We start from the raw sequence: 21,701 nt of genomic DNA, 5'->3' as shown, positions 1-21,701 counted from the left end.
TTTCACGAACATCTTGTTTGATATTTATATTTATGGGCCTTCGCAAAGCAATCGTTGACAGGTGAAGGCTGTTAGCGCATAAACTCACTCCAGCCAAAGCGCTTTGGATATTTGAGACCAAAGGCGCGAGATATCGTTGGGAGGAGAAATTCATGAAACACTCGCTTTATGCTGGCGTCGCCGCATTTACCCTGATCGGGGGCGTCGCACAGGCCGACAAGGTTACCGTATTCGGCCCGTGGCTGGGGCCGGACCAAGAGAATGTCGAAAAGGTTCTGGATGGGTTCGCGGCGGCGACCGGGCATGAGTACAGCTATGTCGGCTCGGACAGCTTTGAGCAGCAAATCAGAATTGATGCCGAAGCCGGATCGGCGCCCAACGTAGCAGTGTTCCCTCAGCCCGGTCTGGCGTCAGATATGGCCAAGGCGGGTTTCCTGACTCCCCTGAGTGAAGGAACCGCGGATTGGATTCGCGACAACTATGCGGCTGGTCAGTCCTGGGTGGATCTGGGAACCTACCAAGGTCCGGACGGGCAGGATCACCTATATGGCTTCTTCTACAAGGTCGACGTGAAGTCGCTGGTTTGGTTCGTGCCGGAAAACTTCGAAGATGCCGGTTATGAGATTCCGACTACGATGGAAGAGCTCAAGGCGCTGTCCGATCAGATCGTTGCAGATGGCGAAACGCCATGGTGCATCGGGCTGGGTTCCGGCGGAGCGACAGGTTGGCCAGCGACTGACTGGGTTGAAGACATGATGCTGCGCACGTTGCCGCCCGAAGATTATGACGCCTGGGTCGCCAACAAATTGAAATTTAACGATCCTAAGGTTGTCGCCGCGATTGAAGAATTCGGAGCGTTTGCGCGCAACGATGATTACGTGGCCGGCGGAGCCGGCGCGGTCGCAACGACTGACTTTCGTGACAGCCCGAAGGGCATGTTCAGCTCGCCTCCGCAATGCTACATGCACCGTCAGGCTTCGTTCATTCCGGCCTTCTTCCCTGAAGGCACGGTTGTGGGCGAGGATGCCGATTTCTTCTATTTCCCGGCCTATGAAGGTAAGGATCTCGGCAGCCCGGTCCTTGGGGCCGGAACAGTTTGGGCAATCACCAATGACAGCCCGGGCGCGCATGCGCTGATGAAATACCTGGAGACACCCGAGGCGCATGAAGCCTGGATGGCTCTGACCGGGTTCCTGACGCCGCACAAAGGCGTCGATACCTCGGTCTTCTCAGACCCAACGCTGAAGAAGATGAACGACATTCTTCTTGGTGCAACGACGTTCCGGTTTGACGGTTCTGACCTGATGCCGGGCGGCGTGGGTGCAGGCACCTTCTGGACTGGTATGGTCGACTATACGGGCGGAACACCTGCCCAGGACGTCGCCGACGAAATCCAATCCTCGTGGGACGCGCTGGACTAAAGCGTCTGAGATTGGGCAACCCGCTCTGCCGGGTTGCCCGAACCTATCGTCGCAAGGGAGAGCGGCATGCACCCGGCATTTCAAGGCCTGCTGACCATCGCCATCGGCGTGTCAGGTTGCGTGGGCTACTTCTATCTATCCAATCAGTTTCTGGACAAAGTTCTGTTCCCGCCTCGGGGGCCGAATGCTGGCCGGAATATCAACCGCGCGAACATGATCCGGCCTTGGTTGTTTCTGTTCCCAGCGCTGGCTGCTTTGGGCTTGTATCTGGCCTATCCGGTTGTCGAAACCCTACGCCTGTCACTGACTGATCGTGTCCCAGGCGGCGGCTACAAATGGGTCGGGCTGGACAACTATATCCAGATGGCCAAGGAGCCCAAGTTTTGGGAAGCCATGCGCAACAACATGTTATGGCTGATCGTGGTGCCTGCAATGTCGACAGCGTTTGGCCTATTGGTGGCTCAGCTGACCGACCGCATCCGCTGGGGCAACATCGCCAAGTCTCTGATTTTCATGCCGATGGCCATCTCGTTCGTGGGGGCCTCGGTGATCTGGAAGCTGGTCTATGACACCCGTCCGGTTGAGCAGGACCAGATCGGGATGCTGAACGCGCTTTACATCTTTTTCGGAGGGGTCGAGCCGCAGACATGGTTGACCATCCCCTTCTGGAACAGCTTTTTTCTTATGGTTGTGCTGGTCTGGATTCAGACTGGTTTTGCCATGGTCATCCTGTCAGCCGCCCTGCGCGGCATTCCCGAGGAAACCATCGAAGCTGCCATTCTGGATGGGGCCAATCCGTTCCAGATTTTCTTCCGTATCAAGGTGCCGCAGATCAAGACCACCATCCTGGTGGTCTGGACCACGATCACCATCACCGTGCTCAAGGTCTTTGACATCGTGTTTGCCATGACAAACGGCCAGTGGGAAACGCAGGTTCTGGCCAATTACATGTATGACAAGCTGTTCCGCACCAATGACTGGGGCGTGGGCTCGGCTTCGGCCATGGTGATCATGCTGCTGGTGGCACCGATCCTTGTCTGGAATGTGCGCAATGCGCGCAAAGAGATGGAGTAGGCCATGAGCGAAATAGCAGGAACCAAACCCGCCCTTCGCTGGGCTGTCCATGCCTCGGTTCTTTTACTGGTCGTGCTCTGGGTGGTGCCGACGCTGGGGCTGTTGATCTCATCCTTTCGTACTGCCGACCAGATTGCCACAAGCGGCTGGTGGCGGTCGTTGTTCCCATCCGAGCAGAACCTGACCCTGCGCGCTGCAGCACCTGAAACTCAGGTGCTGGAGAATGGCGTTTACGTGATCGAAGGCAACCTGTTCGAGGCGGGCACACAGGCGGCGATCTCAAAATGGGGCACCAGTTCCCGGGCGATTGATGATTTTGTACCCGGTGACACGGCAGAGCTGCGCAAGGGTGGCACGATCACGGTGGATGCCGACGGCAAATACCGGATGGAAAACACCGAAGAGTTCACCGGCAGTCGCGGCACGCGCGTCTTTGTGACGGCGGAACTGCCTCCCGAGTTCACCCTGGCCAATTACCACAAGGTCCTGCTTGCTGAAGACAGCACCGACAGTATGGGGCGGGCGTTTTTCAACACGCTGACGGTCACGATACCGGCGACGATCATTCCGATCCTAGTAGCCGCCTTTGCCGCTTATGCGCTGGCTTGGATGGATTTCCCAGGTCGGGCACTGTTAATCGCCGCGGTTGTTGGCCTGTTGGTGGTGCCGCTGCAACTGGCACTGATCCCACTGCTGAAATTTCACCTGAGCATCGGAATTGAGAAAGGCTATCTGGGCGTCTGGATGGCCCATACCGGGTTCGGGATGCCATTGGCCATCTACCTGTTGCGCAACTACATGGCCGGGCTGCCGCGCGATCTGATCGAAAACGCACGTGTAGACGGCGCGACCGAGTTCCAGATCTTTACCAAACTGATCCTGCCACTCAGCTTTCCGGCATTGGCGTCTTTTGCCATCTTCCAATTTCTCTGGACTTGGAATGATCTGTTGGTTGCCAAAGTGTTCCTAATCGATGCGTCCGGCCAGACCACAGTGATGACAAACCGGATTGTCGAGCTGCTTGGAACGCGGGGTGGAAACTGGGAAATCCTTGCCACGGCGGCGTTCGTCTCGATCGCTGTGCCGTTGGCTGTTTTCTTCGCAATGCAAAAATACCTGGTCCGTGGTCTGCTGGCCGGGTCGGTCAAATAGAGGCGTCTGATGAACGTGCAGAACACAGCAGAACTTTCCAATGCAACCAAGGTGGCCGCTGACTGGTGGCGTGGTGGCGTCATCTATCAGATCTATCCGCGCAGCTTTCAGGACAGCAATGGTGACGGGATCGGAGACCTGAAAGGCATCACCCAGCGATTGGGGTACATTGCCTCTCTGGGCGTTGATGCGATCTGGATTTCGCCCTTCTTCAAATCTCCGATGAAGGATTTCGGATATGACGTCAGCGACTATCGCGATGTTGATCCGATGTTCGGCACGATGGAGGATTTTCGGGACCTGCTGGATCACGCCCATGCCCAGGGGTTGAAGGTGATGATTGATCTGGTTCTGTCGCACACGTCAGACCAGCACCCTTGGTTCAGCGAAAGCCGCGCCAGCCGTGAAAACGCCAAATCCGATTGGTATGTCTGGGCCGATCCAAAACCGGACGGTACGCCCCCGAACAACTGGTTGTCGATTTTCGGGGGCTCGGCCTGGCAGTGGGACTCGCGACGTTTGCAGTATTATTTGCACAACTTCCTCACCTCGCAGCCGGATCTGAACTTTCACTGTCCGGATGTGCAAGACGCCTTGCTGGATGTTGCCAGGTTCTGGCTTGATCTGGGTGTCGATGGGTTTCGTCTGGATACAATCAACTTCTATTTCCACGACAAACAGTTGCGAGATAATCCTGCCCTGCCCGTCGATCAGCGCAATGCCTCAATCGCGCCGATGGTAAACCCGTATAACCATCAGGACCACCTGTTCTCCAAAAGCCAGCCCGAGAACATTGCCTTTCTGGAACGCCTGCGGGCCCTGACCGATCAATATGAAGGTCGCGCCTGTCTGGGCGAGGTGGGCGACGCACAGCGTGGGCTTGAGATAATGGGCGAATACACCAGCGGTAATAAGCGCATGCACATGTGCTATGCGTTTGAGTTCCTTGAAAAGCGCGCTTTGACTGCCAGCTATGCACAGCAGGTATTTGATCAGCTCGAGGACAAAGCAGGTGATGCCTGGCCTTGCTGGGCATTTTCGAACCATGACGTGGAACGTCACGCGTCGCGCTGGCGTCTGGACGATGCAGCCGCCAGACAGCATGCAGTTTTGATGATGTGCATGCGCGGCTCGGCCTGCTTGTATCAAGGCGAAGAGTTGGGCCTGCCCGAGGCGGACGTGGCCTTTGACGATCTGCAAGACCCGTATGGCGTCGAATTCTGGCCTGAGTTCAAGGGCCGCGACGGATGCCGGACGCCGATGGTTTGGGCTGCGCAGGATGAACAATCGGGCTTTAGCACCGGCAAGCCTTGGTTGCCTGTCAGTGACCCTCAGGCCGAGCGTGCCGTGGACCGATCAGAGGCTGAGCCCAAGTCCATGCTTCACCATTATCGTCGTGCGATTGCATTCCGCCATGCCCATCCGGCTTTGATGTTGGGGGCGCAAAAGAACATGACGCAGATCGGGACCGTTCTGACCTTCACACGTGAAGATCAAGCGGAAGAGGTGTTCTGCGCATTTAACCTCGGTACCGAACGTTCCGAAGTAATCTTGCCAGGCGGGAACTGGCGCGTGATCGGAGAAGAGCTGGGTGGCGTCGCGGGAACGGGGACAGTGTCTCTGGGTGCTGCACAATTCTGCCTGCTGTTGAGGGAGGAGGAATAAACCATGTCAGAGCTAAACCTCACAGATGTCGCCAAAACCTATGGCAATGTGGATGTTCTGAAGAACATCAATCTTGAGATTGAGCGGGGCGAGTTGATCGTTTTCGTCGGGCCTTCGGGCTGTGGCAAATCCACCTTGCTGCGCATGGTCGCCGGGTTGGAAAAGATCTCGGGCGGAACGCTCGAGATTGAAGGGCAGGTGATGAACGATGTGCCGCCAGCACAGCGAGGTATCGCGATGGTGTTCCAAAGCTATGCGCTGTACCCGCATATGACCGTTCGCGAAAACATGGCCTTTGCGCTGAAGATAGCCAAAATGCCGGCGGCTGAAGTTGGCGCCGCGGTCGATCGGGCGGCCCGCATCCTACAGCTTGAACCTTATCTGGACCGGTTGCCCAAAGCGCTATCCGGTGGTCAGCGTCAGCGTGTCGCAATCGGGCGCGCCATTGTTCGTGACCCCAAGGTTTACCTGTTCGACGAACCGCTTTCGAACCTGGACGCGGCGCTGCGTGTCGCCACCCGGATCGAAATCGCCCGCCTGAAAGAGGCGATGCCGGACAGCACGATGATCTATGTCACCCATGATCAGGTCGAAGCGATGACATTGGCCAGTCGGATCGTCGTGCTGGCCAACAAAGGGATCGCTCAGGTTGGGACGCCGTTGGAACTATATGAGACGCCCGACAATGAGTTTGTCGCGCAATTCATCGGTTCACCAGCAATGAACCTGATGTCGGGGGTCATTACCGCCACCGGCGCACAGACAGTCGTCAAGCTGGACGGTGGCGGCACGGCGATATCAGCGGTACCAACCGAGGCTGGAGACGAAGGCAAGCAGGTGAATATCGGCGTCCGCCCGGAAGATTTTGTGTCCGTGGGCAGCGACCCAATCCTTGAAGGGGTTGTAGACTTTACCGAGGCTTTGGGCGAGGTGACGCTGTTATACTTCGCGGTAGAGAATGGGACGGATGCCCTTATTGCCAAGCTTCCGGGCGTTCAGAAGAATATGCGGGGCAAGACTGTGATGGTCTCAGCGAATCCTGACAAGGTTCATTTGTTCCATCAGGGGGTTTCCATGCGGAAATAACCCTTTCCAACACGGTTCTTGACAAGACCCCTGATGCTGTTTCAACTTGATTGAAACGTTTCATTTTGTGGTAGAACCGTGAAAATGCGAGTTTCAGCGCAGTTATACACAGTCCGGCAGGTTGGGGATTTGGCGGCCCAGCTTGACTTGGTGCGTGCCTGCGGGTTCACCGATATTGAAACGGTCGGGTTCCACGATCTTACCCCCAAGCAGGTTACCAATGTGGTTAGACAGGCTGGTTTCACCGTTCGATCGGCCCATTTTGACTGGGAAGAATTTGAAACACGGTTTGATGACATTCTTAGAATGCTTGAAGCTTTGGAATGCCCTGTGGCGGTCATGCCTTGGCTGTTGCCCAAGGCTCGGCCCGGCACCGCCGAGGGGTGGAAGGCAGTGTCGGGCCGGTTGGCGAAATGGGCTGATGCCCTGTCTGCCGACGGTGTGCGCCTTGCCTATCATAACCACGATTTTGACCTTGTCGATCTTGGGCAGGGCTCGCCATTGGATATGGTCCTGTCGCATGAGGCCATTGGATGGCAGCCGGATATCGGTTGGCTGTATTCGGCGCTTTCTGACCCCGCTGCACTGCTGAGCCGTTATTCCGACCGGATCGTTTCCGTCCATGCTAAAGACGTTGATCCATTGGCCGGACAAGGCGACGAGCGCTGGCGAAATCTGGGGCAGGGGGTTGTGGACTGGCCTCTGGTCCTGCGTGTTCTGGCTGACAGTCCCTGCGCTGACCTTTTTGTGGAACATGACGAAACTGCCGATCACGCGCAAACATTGCAGACGGGACATGACCTGTTGATGCGAATGCGCAGCGTTGAGGTGACATAGTGGCGCGCGCGACGATCAAGTCGATTGCAAAGCAGACGGGGTTTTCTGTCGGAACCGTCTCGAACGCGCTGCGTGGTGCGGAAACCGTCAAGAAAGAAACGCGGCAGCAGATTCAGTCCGCCGCCGAACAGCTTGGATACCGGGTCAATCTGGACGGGCTGAAGCTGCGGACAAAAAAGTCCTATCGCATCGGCGTTCTGGTCAGCGTGTCACCTGATTCAGATGAAGAATGGGAAGGTGTCGAATTCACACGCATTGTCGCGGGTATTTCGCGGGCTTTGAAAGGGTCGCGTTATGAACTTGGCGTTCACAGCGTGGCGGGCCTGCAGGGAACGATGGCGACGCTGAAGGAAATCGTTCAGAACGGATTGGCGGACGGGGTGATATTCTCGGGTACGCGCCACGCCGATCCGCGCATTGCCTATCTGCAACAGAATGGTTTCCCCTTTGTCACCATGGGTATGAGCGACAGCGGCAGATCACATGCCTATGTCGATATCGACAGTCAGGCAGCAGGTCACGATGCAACACAACGATTGCTAGCCTTGGGGCATCGCCGGATTGCCCTGGTGAACCCTCCGGATGACCTGGTTTATGCGACGCAACGCCGAACGGGCTATGCCCAGGCGTTCAGAGCGTCCGGTCTGACCGTTGACCCGGCCCTGATCTTCAGCGGGCCTACGACCGCACGAACGGGGTATAATGCCTTTGAAGCCTTGATGCGGCTATCCGACAGGCCAACCGCGATCATCTGCGCGAACGAAGCCATGACCCTGGGCGTGCTTTCTGCTGCCCATGCGGCGGGTGTTGAGGTCGGTCGCGAACTGACCGTGATCTCGACCGATGATCTGCAACTTAGCCGTTATTTTGTCCCTCCGCCCAGCACCTATTACGTCCCTATTGAGGAAACCAGTCGATTGCTGGGTGAGTATATGCTCAAGGCTTTGGACGGGGTTGACCCGTCCGAAACACAAAAAAAGATCAGGGCCATTTTGATCGAGCGGCAACCTGACACAGTCGCGCCGGAAGCGGCGCTAAACACCTGAACCAACAAAGGAGTAACCGGAGATGTTAAGAAACCTATTTGCCGCCGCCGCCCTGACCGCGCTTGCCGCGCCTGCTGTGTTTGCAGCGGATCTTGAAGGGCGCGTACTTAAGATCGGAACAGATGCCACCTATCCGCCCATGGAGACGGTCGATGAGTCCACGGGTCAGATTGTGGGATTTGATGTCGATGTCATGAATGCGATCTGTGAAAAGGTGAACTGCGTCCCGAATTTCGTAAATACAGCCTGGGATGGGATCTTTGCCGCGCTTCAGCAAGGGGAGTTCGACCTCGTGATCTCGGGCGTCTCGATCACGCCTGAACGCGAAGAAAACATGGATTTTTCCGAGCCTTATATCATTGTAAGTCAGGCGATCCTGCTGCAGGTCGACAATGCTGACATGACGTTGGATGACTTCAAAGCAGGTGGTCAGAAGCTAGCCGCGCAGACTGGCACCACCAATGCCCAGCTGGCCGAAGAACTGGTGGGACGCGAGAATGTCAGCCTGTATGACAATTTCTCTGCTGCGATCCTGGCGTTGCAGAATGCTGACGTACAGGGGGTAATCATTGATGGAACCTCGGCATCGGCATATGAACAGGAATTTGCCGGGGAATTGGCTGTAGGCATCACAGGCCTTCAGTCTGATCCGCTGGGTATTGTGTTTCAGGAAGGTGACGCAACCGTTGACGCCATAAACGAAGGGCTGGCCGCCATTCAGGCTGACGGTACGATGGACGCATTGGTTGCCAAATACTGGGGCACTGATTGAGCCGTTGAAACCCTTTCTGACCCGGCGGGAAAACCTGCCGGGTCACGCATAACCCGAGGGACGCCATGATCCGCCTAAGCTCGATCCGGCCGAGTAATCTTGTTTTGCTCGCCGCTGCCCCGTTCATCATCTACCTGTTTGCTTCATCCTCGAAATATCTGAGGTCATTGGTTGCCATTTTGGGGATTGGTGAAAATGCGGGGCCCATTTTTGTTGGGTTTCTTCTGATACTGGCCGTGGCCATATTGGCCTATCTCTCGGCGCGCCGCATCCGGTTTCAAACCATCGCGCCGAACTGGTTGAGGATTGCGGCGGTTTTGGCAATCCCGGCCTCGGCCGGGTTGGCGATCCTTGGACTTTTCCAGCCTCAGGTGCTGATGCCCTTTGCGGAATCCGTCTTCTTTAATGCGCTCAGCGAAAATACGTCTGAGTTCATTGACCGATCTTCGCAACCTTGGGTCTTGTTTCCCGAGATCGTCGCAAAGGTGCAAATGAGACTACAGGCCCTGCTGGTAGGGTTTGCGATGGTGGTCGCGGTGATCCCTCTGACGGCCCGTTTCCCACGATCCATGAAAGCCTATGTTCAGATTGGACTCGAACTGCTGACCGGGCTGGTTTTGTTTTACCTGTTGTTTCTTGCGCATTGGCAATTTGCGACCGGGGTCGCGATAACGTTCCGTGCAGCGATCTTTGCCTATATCTTTGCGGCCATTATGGGTCTGGTCTGGGTCGGTTTGCAGTCCTTCAAGCCCAAAGCTCGGACAACCGTTGTCTATGGGTCCATCAGCCTGACACTATTGGCCGTGTCGGCGTTCTTTTTTATGCAACCAAAGGTGAGCTTTGTTCTGGTTGGCAGTACTGAAGCAAGAATTGCCATTGTTCGGGGTACGCCGCAGGCCCAGGCGGATTTGATCCGGTTCGGAGAGTTCGACGGAGGTGAAGGCCAACAGTATCGCATTCGCAGCGCCCCCGATGCCGCCTCTGCGCTGGATCAGATCACAACCGTCGACAGCGTATCTGGTGCTTTTGTTCCGGCCGGCGTTCATACGCAGGGCTATCCGGTGATCTGGCAATCCAGTTTTCTGCCGGACAAGTTTCGTAACCCGGCGCTGACTTTTGCGGTTTTCGGGTTTTTGCTTCTGACACTGACGGTCGGAGGCGCACAGCATAAGCTACATCCGCTGGCTGTAGGGGCCGAGTTTTTTGTCGATACCATTCGCGGCATTCCAATGCTGGTCATCATCCTCTATATCGGCTTGCCGCTTGCCGGTGCGGTCAAGGATGCGACAGGTGGCGGCATCGACATGACCAACATGACCCGCGGCATCATCGCCATTTCCATAGGGTATTCGGCCTATATGGCCGAGATTTTCCGATCAGGGATCGAGGCCATCCCACGAGGTCAGATCGAAGCAGGCGGCTCGCTTGGGCTGTCCCGCTGGCAGACTGCCCGGCTTATTATCCTGCCCCAGGCATTGCGCATAGTGACGCCACCTTTGGGCAATGAATTTATCGCGATGATCAAGGATACCTCATTGCTGTCCATCCTTTCAGTCCGCGACATGACTCAGCGCATGCGCGAGTTTCAGGCCTCAAGTTTTCTGCCCTTCGCACCATTCAACACAGCGGCGATCCTCTATGTCGTGGTGACGCTTGGTTGCGCTAGTTTCCTCAAATGGATCGAACGCCGCAGCGCACGGGAAAACCGATGAGCAGGCTTGAGCTGGGCGTTTGCTATTACCCCGAGCAATGGGACAAATCGCTGTGGCGCGACGATGCAAAGCGCATGGTCGATATGGGTCTGGATTGGGTTCGGATTGCCGAGTTTACCTGGGGCCTGATCGAGCCGGAAAGAGGCCGGTTCGAATGGGGCTGGCTGGACGAGGTGATCGGCATTCTGGGCGATGCCGGTTTGCGCGTGATGATGTCAACGCCTACGGCTGCACCTCCGAAATGGCTAGTGGATGACTGCCCTGAGATCCTGCCAGTGGGGCCGGATGGCCGGGTGCGTGGGTTCGGGTCGCGCCGACATTATTGTTTTTCCAGCGATATCTACCTGTCCGAGGCCCGTCGGATCACCACGGAATATGCCCGTCGATATGGCGAAAATCCATTTGTTTGTGCCTGGCAGATCGACAATGAATATAACGATCACGATACGGTTCTGAGCTATTCCAATGCCGCTCGCACCGGTTTTCGCAGATGGTTGCAAGACCGCTATGGCACGATTGAGGCGCTTAACCGAACATGGGGGACAGTGTTTTGGGGGTCGCTCTATTCCGATTTTGATCAGATCGAACTGCCCATAAGTTTGGTGGCCAGCCCGAACCCGACCCATGCTCTGGATTTTGCCCGCTATTCTTCGGATCGGGTGCGGGATTTCAATCGTGCTCAGGCGGATATTCTGCGCAGGTTTGCGCCGGGCCGCGATATTACCCATAATTTCATGGCAGGCAGCTTTGAGTTCGACCATCACGCTGTTGCGGCGGATCTGGATGTGGTCGGTTTTGACAGCTATCCGCTGGGCAACCTGTTGGGATCGTCACTGTCTGATAAAGACAAACGTCGATACCTGCGAACAGGCGCGCCGGATTATCAGGGGTTTCACTGCGATTTGTATCGCAGCCAGGGCAGGGGCCGAATGTGGGTTCTGGAACAACAGCCCGGCCCGGTGGACTGGGCCGAAAAAAACCCCTCACCAGCGGATGGGATGGTCAGGCTTTGGACGTGGGCCGCTTTTGCCCACGGTGCACAGGCAGTAATGTTCTTCCGATGGCGTCAGGCGAAGTTCGCGCAGGAACAATTCCACACGGCGCTTCTGCGATCGGATGGCAGCCCGGATCAGGCCGCGCTGGAACTGGCGCAGGTTGCAAAAGAGCGTGCTGCCCTGCCGGAAGTCACCCGGCAGAAGGCAGCTGTGGCAATTCTGTTGGATTACGAATCCATCTGGGCTGCAGATATCCTGCCACATGACGACGCATTCCCGAATGCCGGGATTTTCCGGGTTTGGTATGCTGGCCTGCGTGCATTGGGGGTCGATCTGGATTTCGTTGGTCCCGATGATGATCTGACGGGATATTCATTGATCGTATTGCCGCAAAACATGATCATCTCGCCCGATCTGGCAAAGAGATTGCACCACAGCCAGGCCAAATTGCTGATCGGTGCCCGTGCGGGCAGCAAGACAGTGGACATGTGGACCCCTGAAAATCTCGCTCCCGGAGAGTTGGCCGATCTTGCAGGGATAAAAGTCATACGCGTCGAATCCCTGCCGGATCTGGCGGGTGAATCCGTAAGCCTCGAGAGCACCGGAACCTTTGATTTTAAGGGCTGGCGGGAAGTCATCGAGACCGAAAATCAGGTAATCGCGCATTTCGTAAGTGCTTACAGGGCTGGCAGCCCGGCGATTGTGCAATCGGACCGGGCTATGTATCTGGCGATGATCCCAAACGGGCCGTTGCTACGGGCGATCCTGATTAAAGCGCTGACATGGGCGGGCCTTCCGATACGGGAATGTGGCCCGGACCTTCGTGTTACACAGCGGGGTGACCTCGGCTTTGGGTTCAACTTCGGGGCTGCCGCACAGGTTCTGCCGGATGACGAAAATCGGCAATATATTGTTGGTACTTCAGAAATCCCATCCTATGGTGTCTCAGTCTGGAAGTGGAAGTAAACCAGAGCTTGCGGACATGATTGCAAACTGGACCTATGAATTCTGCAAACTGTCCCTTTTGGACTGACAGCTTTGCAGCAACCCTCTAGCCTGTGATTGCATAACAATAGGACTGAAAGTCCAACTATGGGAGAATCGAATATGGCCGAACGGAAAAACCTTTCCAGACGTACTATCTTGAAGAGCGCAGGGGCGGCAGCACTTGCTGCACCGCTTTACAGCAAAAGCGCGCTGGCGTCCTCGGGTGAGATCAACATCTTGATGTGGTCCGATTACCTGCCACCAGCATTCTTGCAGGAATTCGAAACACTGACCGGAATCAAGGTGAACTATACCGGTATCGGGTCGAACGAAGAAATCATCAACAAGATGAAGGCCACCAAGGGTCAGGGTTTCGACATCGTGTCGCCGACCAATAACCGGTCTTTGCAGTGGGAACCGCTTGAGCTGTTGCAGCCTTTTGACATGAACAAGGTTCCGATTGATCTGGTGAACCCGGCGATGGCCGCGATTGGTACAGATGCCTGGAACTTTGCCGACTCGGGCGTGCACTGGTTGCCGCATATCTGGGGCACCGAAGGCATCGCATATCGGACTGACCTGTGGCTGCCTGAAGGTGATGCACCGTCCTATGGCGATGTCTGGTCCGAGGCAAACGCAGGTAAAACCATGGGCCGCGCGCACTCGATGATGCTGGGCGCAGGCCTGTACATGGAGCGCGCAGGCGAGATGGAGCCCGGTTCCGTCTGGGCCGCTTATGGCGACGAAGATACCATGCGCAAGGTTTGGGGTCAGATCGCAGATTGGTGTATCGAACGTAAGAACCGCATCAAGCTGATCTGGAACGACGCCGACACACAGAAGAACGGTCTGTTGAACGAAGGCGTGATTGTTGGCCAGACATGGGATGGCCCGCCGCTGGCACTTAAATCTGCAGGTGAGCCTGTGCATTATCAGGCTCCGGTTGAAGGGGCGATGGCCTGGGTTGATGGTATGGCAATTCCAACAGGTGCTGCCAATATCGACCAGATTTATGCCTTCATCGACTTTGCCTACCAGGCCAAACCGGCCGGTGTTGCGATCGACAGCCACGGGTACAACTCGCCCGTTCTGGGTGCCGACCAATATTCGGGCGACACCTACAAGAAGAACTTCGCCGAAGCCTATCCGGGCGACTCGCTGGCCAACCTCAACCCGTGGCCGGCCGAAGCGCCTTGGTATGCGGAAACCCGGACCGAGTTCGTCAACAAGTTCAAAAGCGCCTGATAGCTTTTCAAAGAAGTGCCCTCCGCTAAACGCGGGGGGCTCCCAACCCGCACGCCACTGCGTGACGGAACCCATTTGGGTGCGCACCACCAGCGCATCAATCGGAGATACCAAAAATGAGTGCAGGGGTCGGTGTAGATCTTGAAAACCTGTGGATCCGTTTCGGCGATTTTGTCGCGGTGCGGGACGCAAATGTGAACATAAACGGGGGCGATTTCTTTTCGTTCCTGGGACCATCCGGTTGCGGCAAGACAACGATTTTGCGCGCTGTTTCGGGGTTTCTGGACCCCAGCGAGGGTAAGGTTCTGATCGGTGGTAATGACATGCGCGGCATCGGGCCCAACAAGCGCCCGACTGCCCTGATCTTTCAGAACCTCGCGCTGTTCCCCCTGATGAAAGTCTGGGAAAACATCACTTTCTCGATGGAGATCAAAGGCGCCAGCGCGGCCGAGCGCCGCAAGCGGGCCGATGAGCTGTTGGACATGATCGCGCTGCCGGGACAGGGTGACAAGCTGCCCAGCGAGCTTTCGGGTGGTCAGCGTCAGCGCGTGGCGATTGCCCGCGCCCTATGTGCCGAACCCGATGTACTGCTGCTGGACGAACCGCTTTCGGCGCTGGACCTCAAGCTGCGCCAGCATATGCGCACCGAGCTGCGCGAGATTCAGAAGCGTGTCGGTATCACCTTCATCTATATCACCCACGACCAGGGCGAAGCGCTGACCATGTCGGACAATATCGCCGTAATGCGTGCAGGAGTGATCGACCAGATTGCCGATGGCAAGACAATTTACAATGACCCCAACACGGCTTTTGCGGCCTCGTTCGTGGGCGAAAACAACGTTTTCCGCGGCAAGATCAAGCAAGTCATGGGAGATGAGGCGCTGATTGCAACCAACCGATCCGGCGATCTGGTTGCACGGATTTCCACTGTAAATCAGGGCAAGCTGAAAGAAGGCGATGACGCGATGATGTTCATTCGCCCCGAGGCGCTGGCGATTGCCCCGGACGGTGCAGTGGGCGACCATTTTGTAACCGCCCGCGTGAACCATGAAGAATTCGAAGGTAACGCCTTCAATATTTTCACCGAAGGCGATGGCGGCAAGGAAATTAAGGTATCGCTGCCCAATCTAGGCCAATCTTTCGATGACCATACCGGGCAGACCATCACGTTGGAATATCAGACCCATAATGCGGTTCTGGTTCCAGCGGGTGAGCTGGCCGCGGAATAAGGGGATAAAAATATGCCCCATTTTCTGAAAGAATTCTTCAACCGCAACGGCACCGGCATGGGATTGATGATACTGGGTTTGGTCCTGTTCTGGACCATCGGCCTGATCATCCTGCCGCAGCTGTCGATGCTGGATTTCTCATTCCGGCCAAACCTGCCCCCGCCCGAGATCGGGGGGCCAAAAGATGTCTATACGCTGGAGAACTACAAATACCTGATCTATGGCCCGGAAGGCGGCAGCCAGGACTATAACTCCGTCGATCTGAGGGTGTTTTTCCGCACCCTTCTGGCCGCGGTATGCGTTACGATCTTCAACCTGATCCTGTGCTATCCGATCGCCTATTATCTGGGTCAGTCCAAGGGCAGTCACATCCGCATCTTTGCGATCATGCTGATCATCCCCTACTGGATCAATGAGATCCTGCGCGCCTTTGCCCTGCGAATCATCTTTGGCGAAACCGGTGTACTGAACACGCTGTTCACTGGGCTGGGGGTCTGGGATATGCCGTTTGATTTCATCCGCAATGACATCGCGCTCTATGCCGGGCTGGGCTATGCCTATATCCTGCTGATGATCTTCCCGATGTATAACGTCATAGAAAGTCTGGATAAAAACCAGATCGAGGCGGCGCGAGATTTGGGAGCCCCCTGGTGGCGTATCCATTGGCGCGTGGTCATTCCCTATGCCAAGCCAGGGATCAGTTCGGGCTGTACTATGGTGTTCATGCTGTCCGCAGGTGCGCTGGCCGCGCCGCAAATTCTGGGTGGGCCGTCCTCCCTGTGGTTCACGCAGCTGATCTATCAGCAGTTCAACGACAACAATGACTGGCCGCAGGGTGCCGCCTACGCCATCGTTCTGCTGGTGACCTGTATCTTGTTCGTGCTGGCCGTAATGCGCCTGTTCAAGGTGAATATGGGGGATATCGGGAAATGAATTTGTCCTTCCTCCGTGTAAGCATCTGGGTCTACCTGGTGCTGTTCTTCCTGTACCTTCTGGGTCCGCTGGTGATCATGTCGGTCACGGCCTTCAACTCGTCCGAATTCCCAAGGATGACACCGTGGGAGTGTCTGACCTTCCAGTGGTTTGGCGAATTGTTTCAGGACCAACGCATCCTGAACGGCATCAAGAACTCACTGATCATCGGTGCCGGAACGGTGGTTCTATCGGTGGCGATGGGTCTAGCGGGCGCGCTGATGCTGACGCAGATCTGGCCGAAACTGCGTGCGACCTACTATACGGTCATCATCGCGCCGATCCTGATCCCGGGCGTTGTTCTGGGTATCTCGACACTGGTGTTCTGGGACCGGATCAACCGGATGTTGGGCTTGGGTGCCGACAGTTTCCTGTCAAACGGGATATTCCTGACGGTGATCGGCCAATCCACCTTTATCGCCAGCTATTGCATGCTGGTGCTGGTGGCACGGTTGCAGCGCTATGATATGGCGCTGACCGAGGCCGCGCTGGATCTGGGTGCAACCCATGCTCAGGCGTTCCGCAAGATCATGCTCCCGTTCATGCGTCCGGCGATTGCCAGCGCGGCAGTGCTGGCGTTCTTGGCCTCGTTCGAGAACTACAACACCACCACCTTCACCTTTGGTGAATACCCCACGCTGACCATCGAACTGGCACAGAAGGTGCGCTATGGCATCACGCCCTCGATCTCGGCGCTGGCCTTCATCATCGTGGCGCTGACGGTGTTCTTTGCCCTGCTGAACGAGGCCAAGCTGAAGCGACAGGAACTGGTGGCTGCTGCACGCAAGAACGCCACGGTCGAGGAACTGGCGGGTAAAATCAAGCTTCCCAGCTTCTTTGCCGGGAACCTTGCTGCGGTTCTGCTGGTTGTCTTTGCGGTTGCCACGATCACTGTGGTCGGAACCGCAACCGCCTATAATCCGGCTCAGTGTGTCGCAGATGTCAAAGAGCAAAAGCGCCTTGAAGCTGATCTGCGTATTCAAGAGCTGCGCAAGCAGCGCGAAGAACAGCGCAAAAAGCGCGAGGCGGAAGCGGCTGAGCAAGAGGGAGAGGGTGCGCAGGAATCGGCCCCGAAACCCTCGAATAACAGCGGTTTCGGCAATGTGTTTGCGCCGAATACTCTGGGTGACGAAGAAGAGGATTCTGGTACTGAAACGCCTTCGGGCAATGGCGGTGCCTTTGATCCCAACAGTTTGCAGGCGAACTAAGCGCCTCGCAGTTTGCGCCCGCCGGGGTTACCCCTCGGCGGGCGTGTCATTTTCCTGAATGAACACATCACAGGCTTCGATCATCCGGCCGTTCCATTCAACCGGCGCCGAATTGTAGTTGATCAGGAATGTATGCCCGGCGGTCTGGCGCCGCCGCAAACCCTGAGGCATCGGATGCAAGGCAATGCCTGTCAGAGCAGCGGCCATGCTGATCACGCGATCCCATAACGTGTCATCCGGGAACCCGGCCAGATACCACATGTGGTCGGTCCCTTTCAGGGCAGGTGTTCCGTCTCGAAATGTCAAAAGGTCCGGGGCCTTTCCTGACAGGCGGTCGACCCAGTGACGGGCTGCGCCGCCACCATCAACTTCCCGGGTCACCTGAGGGGGCAGGGTTTCCACAAGATCGACAGTGCAATCCAGTGCAGTCAGCCCGGGGCGACCAGTTGCGGGTATCTGAAAGTCCTGCGTGATGGCGCCAGAGCGCGGGCCCAGAACAGCCAGATCACAACCATTGGTCAGGCGTTGTTCCAGATCGGGTCCGATGGTCGCCAGACCCGGTGCAAGGATCACCTTATATCCCGCCTTTGGGATGTTATCCGCAGGCAGGAAATCCACTGACAATCCAGCCCGGCGCAGGGCTTGGTAGGTTGAAAAGACCAGTTTGAAATAGTCGAACCCAGCCCCTTGAGGTTGCGTCGCCCAGGCCCAATCCGAGGCATAGTCGAACAGGATCGCGACATCCGCTCTGGCCTGTGTGATTGCTCGCAGCCCGGCCAGATCATCGGCGGTTTGGCGTGCCTCGGCCAAAGCCGGGGCAGAGCGGTTGTCCGGCGTCAGCAGTCCTGCATGCATCTGTTCTTGCGCAAAGGGCGCCTGCCGCCAGCGGAAATAGCTGACCACCTCGGCCCCATGCGCCACGGCCTCAAGCGACCACAGGCGCACCATGCCGGGCAGAGGTGCAGGGTTGTAAGGGGCCCAGTTCACCGGGCCGGGTTGCTGTTCCATCACCCACCAACGCCCGCGCCCCACAGCGCGATACAGATCGTGATGAAAGGCCTGCATGTCAGGATCGCCTTGCTGCAGAAAGGCCGACTTATGCGCCTTATCCGCCTCAAGCCGGTCAGATAGAAACCCGATCGGATAGCTGTCCCATGTGGCGATATCCAAATCGGCACCCACTGCGAAGTGGTCGAAATCCAGCACACGCCCCATGTAATTGTGCAGCAAAGGCGCATCGGTCAGGGGCCGCAGCACTTCGACCTGTGCCCTGTTGAAGGCCACCACCTGATCTGCACTGAACCGCCGGAAGGCCAGAACATGGGCCGGGTTGGGTTCTGTCACTGTCAGGTTCGGCAGGTCGATCTGATCAAACCTGTCATATTCCATTGACCAGAACACATTTCCCCACGCTGCATTCAGGGTTTCAATCGTGCTGTATTGACCTTCCAGCCAGTTTTGAAAGGCGTGTAGGGCGGGTTGGCTATAGCTGACAGTGGTGTCGTGGCAGCCATATTCATTGTCGATCTGCCATGCTGCGACATGCGGGTTGCGCCCATAGCGTTCGCCCATGACACGTGCGATCCGAACGCATTCTTCGATATAGCCGGTGTGGCTAAAGCAATAATGTCTGCGAGAGCCGAACTTGCGCGGCTGACCCTGCGCATCCACGGCAAGCATGTCCGGGTGTTTGTCCAGCATCCAGCGTGGCGGCGTCGCTGTTGGCGTGCCCAGCACCACTTTCAACCCGGCAGAACCTAAGGTTTCGATTGCGCGATCCAGCCAGTCGAAGTGCAGATCGTCCGACGTGGGCTCCATCCGGCTCCAGCCGAACTCGCCTATCCGCACCCATGTCAGGCCGGTTTCGACCATACGTGCTGCATCGTCCGCCCACATCGCCTCTGGCCAATGTTCGGGGTAATAGCAAACGCCAAGTTCCGGGTTCATAGGATGACTCTGTGCTCTGCCTGACCTTTGCCTGCGTCGGGCGCGGCAAAGGTCATTCCGTTGGTAGGTTGGGTTTCAATCTGTGTCGCATCCAGCCCTTGGCGAGCGGTGGTGCAGAACAGCGTTGTCAGGTCTGGCCCGCCAAAAGCCGGGCACGAGGCATGGGCCGCGTCAAAACCGACCGCCTTCAGGAACCGACCCTCAGGCGAGTAAGCAGCCACGCGGTTGGCGCCCCATTGGGCGATCCAGATATTTCCGCTCGTATCGACCACTGCTCCATCAGGGTTCAGCTGGTCTTTGGTAAGGTCGAGGAACACGGTGCTTTGGCCTTCTGGCCACCCGGTTTCCGGGTCCAAACTCCAGCGCATGACCTGTCTGGTGACCGTGTCGGTGAAATAGGCGCAAGAGCGATCCGGCGCAAAACAGATGGCGTTCGAGATCGTGACATCCGGCACCAGCCGCCGCAGTTCTCCGCGCCAGAACCGATAGATGGACCCAGCGCCGGGTTCGGCGTTCTTGCCCATGGTGCCGATCCAGAAACCGCCCCAGGGATCAGCGCGGCCATCGTTGGAACGGGTGACCGTATCGTCCGCCTCTAGATGGGTGACCAAGCTACGCGCGCCGGTTTTCTGGTCAAAGCGCCACAGCCCGGTCTCGGAAGCCATCAACAGCGTGTCCCTGTCCACCCAGCCCGCTGCTGAAACATTTTCCGGGAACTGCCAGCTTTGCTGATGCCCGTCCTTCTGGGTCATCAGGCGGTTGCCGGTGATGTCGAACCAGAATAGCTGCGCCCGTTCCGGGTGCCACAAAGGCCCTTCGCCCAGATCGCAGGGACGGTCGTCAAACACGACACTCATTGGGCGGCCTTGTCATAGGCCAAGACGATCTTTCGCGCGCGCTCTGCAATGTCGGCAACGGCCATTCCCGGTTTATACAGGGCCGACCCGATCCCGAACCCGTCCGTCCCGGCCTTGAGCCATTCGGCAAAGTTTTCGGGGCCTGCCCCACCGACGGCAAAGACCAGCGCGTCCTTGGGCAGGATCGGGCGTATTGCGGCCAGGCCCGAGGGCCCCGCCATCACGCCCGGAAACAGTTTGAGCCCGGTTGCCCCTGCCCTGAGCGCGCCAAAGGCCTCGGTCGGGGTATAGACGCCTGGCCAGCTTTGTATGCCCAGTTTGATCGTCTGCTGTATCACCTCAGCGTCGAAATTTGGCGAGACAATCAGCTTGCCGCCGACCCCGGCCACCGCATCGACCTGTTCGATGGTCAGGACGGTTCCGGCGCCGATCAATGCGCGATCGCCGAAACGTTCCGCCAGAATGCCGATGCTGGTCAACGGATCGGGTGAGTTCAGGGGCACCTCGATCCGGTCTATGCCCGCGTCGATCAGGGCCTGCCCGACCTCGGCGGCCTCGGTGGGTTGCAGACCGCGCAGAATTGCAATGATAGGACGGCTCATGCGGTTTGCCTCGTCAGATTTCGGGCCTGCAAAAGACCTGCCAATGTAGATTGCGTGCTGTCGGCTATTTCAACAAATGCACCCTGCTGTTTCAGCGCGATGGCATAGATTTCCGAGAGGCTTTGGTCCCCGATAATGGCAATCTGCTGGCCCAACCAATAGGGACGGGACGCGGCCAGTTCCGCTCCGATCAGGTATCCCGACAGACGCGCGCGTGCGACACCGGAGTCCTGACCCTGCAGCAGATCAGTGGCCCGCAGGCCGAAAAGGCGCGCGGCAAGTTGTTCCGGTCGGGACAGGGCATCCGCCACAGCCTCGGCAAAAGCTGCGTCGTCCCAGCCTTCGCTGACCGTATGTTTCAGGACGGATTGATTGCTGAGCAATCCGAAGATTTCGCCTGTCATGAATGTGCGGAAGCTGACGACTTCATCCGCGCTGACCTGTACCCATTTGGTATGCGTTCCGGGCAGGCAAATGATGCCGTCCCAGTTTGGCCGGTGGGCCAGAAAACCGGCGATCTGTGTCTCTTCTCCGCGCATGACATCGGGGGGGCTTGTTTGCTTTAGCCCGGGTACGACAAAGGCGCGGATACGGGGATCTGTTGCCGGAACGCGGACAGGTGCATCGGGAACAGGAACCGAAGGTACAGCGGAATATGGTGCCTCGACCCAGCCTTGGCGCGCACCCACCATACCGCAGGCGACCACATCCATGACCGTATCGCCAAGCCAGCCCTCGATCAGGTCCAGCAGTGCTTTTTGAAACCCATCCCGGGGAATTTGATCCATGCCGCTTGCGGACTGAGCCTGGTCCAGAATGGTGTCACCCTGCATTGCCCATGCCCGCAGATGAGTTGTTCCCCAATCAACAGCGATCCATTCGATTGTCATGTTC

At 57.2% G+C, this 21,701-nt stretch carries 18 protein-coding genes; 14 read left to right on the top strand and 4 right to left on the bottom strand.

What is annotated here, in order from left to right; genetic code table 11:
* Positions 1-152 precede the first annotated feature (152 nt).
* The 14 genes from AC2FH8_RS08860 to AC2FH8_RS08795 all read left to right on the top strand — a co-directional run bounded on the left by AC2FH8_RS08860 (position 153) and on the right by AC2FH8_RS08795 (position 17,401).
* Complete coding sequence (locus AC2FH8_RS08860; RefSeq protein WP_142636126.1) at positions 153-1,421, top strand: ABC transporter substrate-binding protein; 1,269 nt, start codon at positions 153-155, stop codon at positions 1,419-1,421.
* A 66-nt stretch (positions 1,422-1,487) separates the two neighbouring features.
* Positions 1,488-2,495 carry a carbohydrate ABC transporter permease gene (locus AC2FH8_RS08855; RefSeq protein ID WP_142636127.1) on the top strand — a complete coding sequence of 336 codons (1,008 nt, stop codon included), beginning with the start codon at positions 1,488-1,490 and terminating at the stop codon, positions 2,493-2,495.
* 3 nt (positions 2,496-2,498) lie between these two features.
* On the top strand, positions 2,499-3,647 hold the full coding sequence (locus AC2FH8_RS08850) for a carbohydrate ABC transporter permease (protein ID WP_496689429.1): 1,149 nt from the start codon (positions 2,499-2,501) through the stop codon (positions 3,645-3,647).
* A gap of 9 nt (positions 3,648-3,656) precedes the next feature.
* Positions 3,657-5,312, top strand: a complete 1,656-nt coding sequence (locus AC2FH8_RS08845) for an alpha-amylase family glycosyl hydrolase (RefSeq protein WP_496689427.1) — start codon at positions 3,657-3,659, stop codon at positions 5,310-5,312.
* Between the two features lie 3 nt (positions 5,313-5,315).
* Positions 5,316-6,398: an ABC transporter ATP-binding protein gene (locus tag AC2FH8_RS08840; protein ID WP_496689425.1), complete on the top strand. Its 1,083-nt coding sequence runs from the start codon at positions 5,316-5,318 to the stop codon at positions 6,396-6,398.
* Positions 6,399-6,482: 84 nt separating this feature from the next.
* The gene (locus tag AC2FH8_RS08835; RefSeq protein WP_496689423.1) at positions 6,483-7,235 is read left to right on the top strand and encodes a sugar phosphate isomerase/epimerase family protein; all 753 of its coding nucleotides are present in this window, start codon (positions 6,483-6,485) and stop codon (positions 7,233-7,235) included.
* On the top strand, positions 7,235-8,281 hold the full coding sequence (locus AC2FH8_RS08830) for a LacI family DNA-binding transcriptional regulator (protein ID WP_271948740.1): 1,047 nt from the start codon (positions 7,235-7,237) through the stop codon (positions 8,279-8,281). Before AC2FH8_RS08835 ends, AC2FH8_RS08830 begins: the two co-directional genes overlap by 1 nt.
* A gap of 22 nt (positions 8,282-8,303) precedes the next feature.
* Complete coding sequence (locus AC2FH8_RS08825) at positions 8,304-9,053, top strand: basic amino acid ABC transporter substrate-binding protein (protein ID WP_142636138.1); 750 nt, start codon at positions 8,304-8,306, stop codon at positions 9,051-9,053.
* A 65-nt stretch (positions 9,054-9,118) separates the two neighbouring features.
* Positions 9,119-10,765, top strand: a complete 1,647-nt coding sequence (locus AC2FH8_RS08820; protein ID WP_281995053.1) for an amino acid ABC transporter permease — start codon at positions 9,119-9,121, stop codon at positions 10,763-10,765.
* Positions 10,729-12,726, top strand: coding sequence for a beta-galactosidase (locus AC2FH8_RS08815; protein ID WP_496689421.1), 1,998 nt, complete (start codon positions 10,729-10,731; stop codon positions 12,724-12,726). Before AC2FH8_RS08820 ends, AC2FH8_RS08815 begins: the two co-directional genes overlap by 37 nt.
* 141 nt (positions 12,727-12,867) lie before the next feature.
* The gene (locus tag AC2FH8_RS08810) at positions 12,868-13,992 is read left to right on the top strand and encodes an extracellular solute-binding protein (RefSeq protein ID WP_142636144.1); all 1,125 of its coding nucleotides are present in this window, start codon (positions 12,868-12,870) and stop codon (positions 13,990-13,992) included.
* A 116-nt stretch (positions 13,993-14,108) separates the two neighbouring features.
* On the top strand, positions 14,109-15,221 hold the full coding sequence (locus AC2FH8_RS08805; RefSeq protein ID WP_142636146.1) for an ABC transporter ATP-binding protein: 1,113 nt from the start codon (positions 14,109-14,111) through the stop codon (positions 15,219-15,221).
* Between the two features lie 12 nt (positions 15,222-15,233).
* Entirely contained in the window at positions 15,234-16,154 is a 921-nt protein-coding gene (locus AC2FH8_RS08800) for an ABC transporter permease (protein WP_496689419.1), read from the top strand.
* On the top strand, positions 16,151-17,401 hold the full coding sequence (locus AC2FH8_RS08795) for an ABC transporter permease (protein WP_142636150.1): 1,251 nt from the start codon (positions 16,151-16,153) through the stop codon (positions 17,399-17,401). The genes AC2FH8_RS08800 and AC2FH8_RS08795 overlap by 4 nt, the downstream gene beginning before the upstream one ends.
* A 27-nt stretch (positions 17,402-17,428) precedes the next feature.
* Here AC2FH8_RS08795 and AC2FH8_RS08790 read toward each other — a convergent pair whose 3' ends face one another.
* The 4 genes from AC2FH8_RS08790 to AC2FH8_RS08775 are packed head-to-tail and all read right to left on the bottom strand — an operon-like array spanning position 17,429 to position 21,697.
* Positions 17,429-19,348 (bottom strand): beta-galactosidase, encoded by a 1,920-nt coding sequence (locus AC2FH8_RS08790; protein WP_496689417.1) that lies wholly within the window; start codon positions 19,346-19,348, stop codon positions 17,429-17,431.
* Positions 19,345-20,205: an SMP-30/gluconolactonase/LRE family protein gene (locus AC2FH8_RS08785; protein WP_142636154.1), complete on the bottom strand. Its 861-nt coding sequence runs from the start codon at positions 20,203-20,205 to the stop codon at positions 19,345-19,347. The genes AC2FH8_RS08790 and AC2FH8_RS08785 overlap by 4 nt, the downstream gene beginning before the upstream one ends.
* Complete coding sequence (locus tag AC2FH8_RS08780) at positions 20,202-20,807, bottom strand: 2-dehydro-3-deoxy-6-phosphogalactonate aldolase (protein WP_142636156.1); 606 nt, start codon at positions 20,805-20,807, stop codon at positions 20,202-20,204. Before AC2FH8_RS08780 ends, AC2FH8_RS08785 begins: the two co-directional genes overlap by 4 nt.
* Complete coding sequence (locus AC2FH8_RS08775) at positions 20,804-21,697, bottom strand: 2-dehydro-3-deoxygalactonokinase (protein WP_142636158.1); 894 nt, start codon at positions 21,695-21,697, stop codon at positions 20,804-20,806. The genes AC2FH8_RS08780 and AC2FH8_RS08775 overlap by 4 nt, the downstream gene beginning before the upstream one ends.
* Positions 21,698-21,701 lie beyond the last annotated feature (4 nt).

The sequence above is a fragment of the Ruegeria sp. CDSC025 genome (genome assembly GCF_059610805.1).
This window is presented reverse-complemented; position numbering and strand designations above follow the sequence as displayed.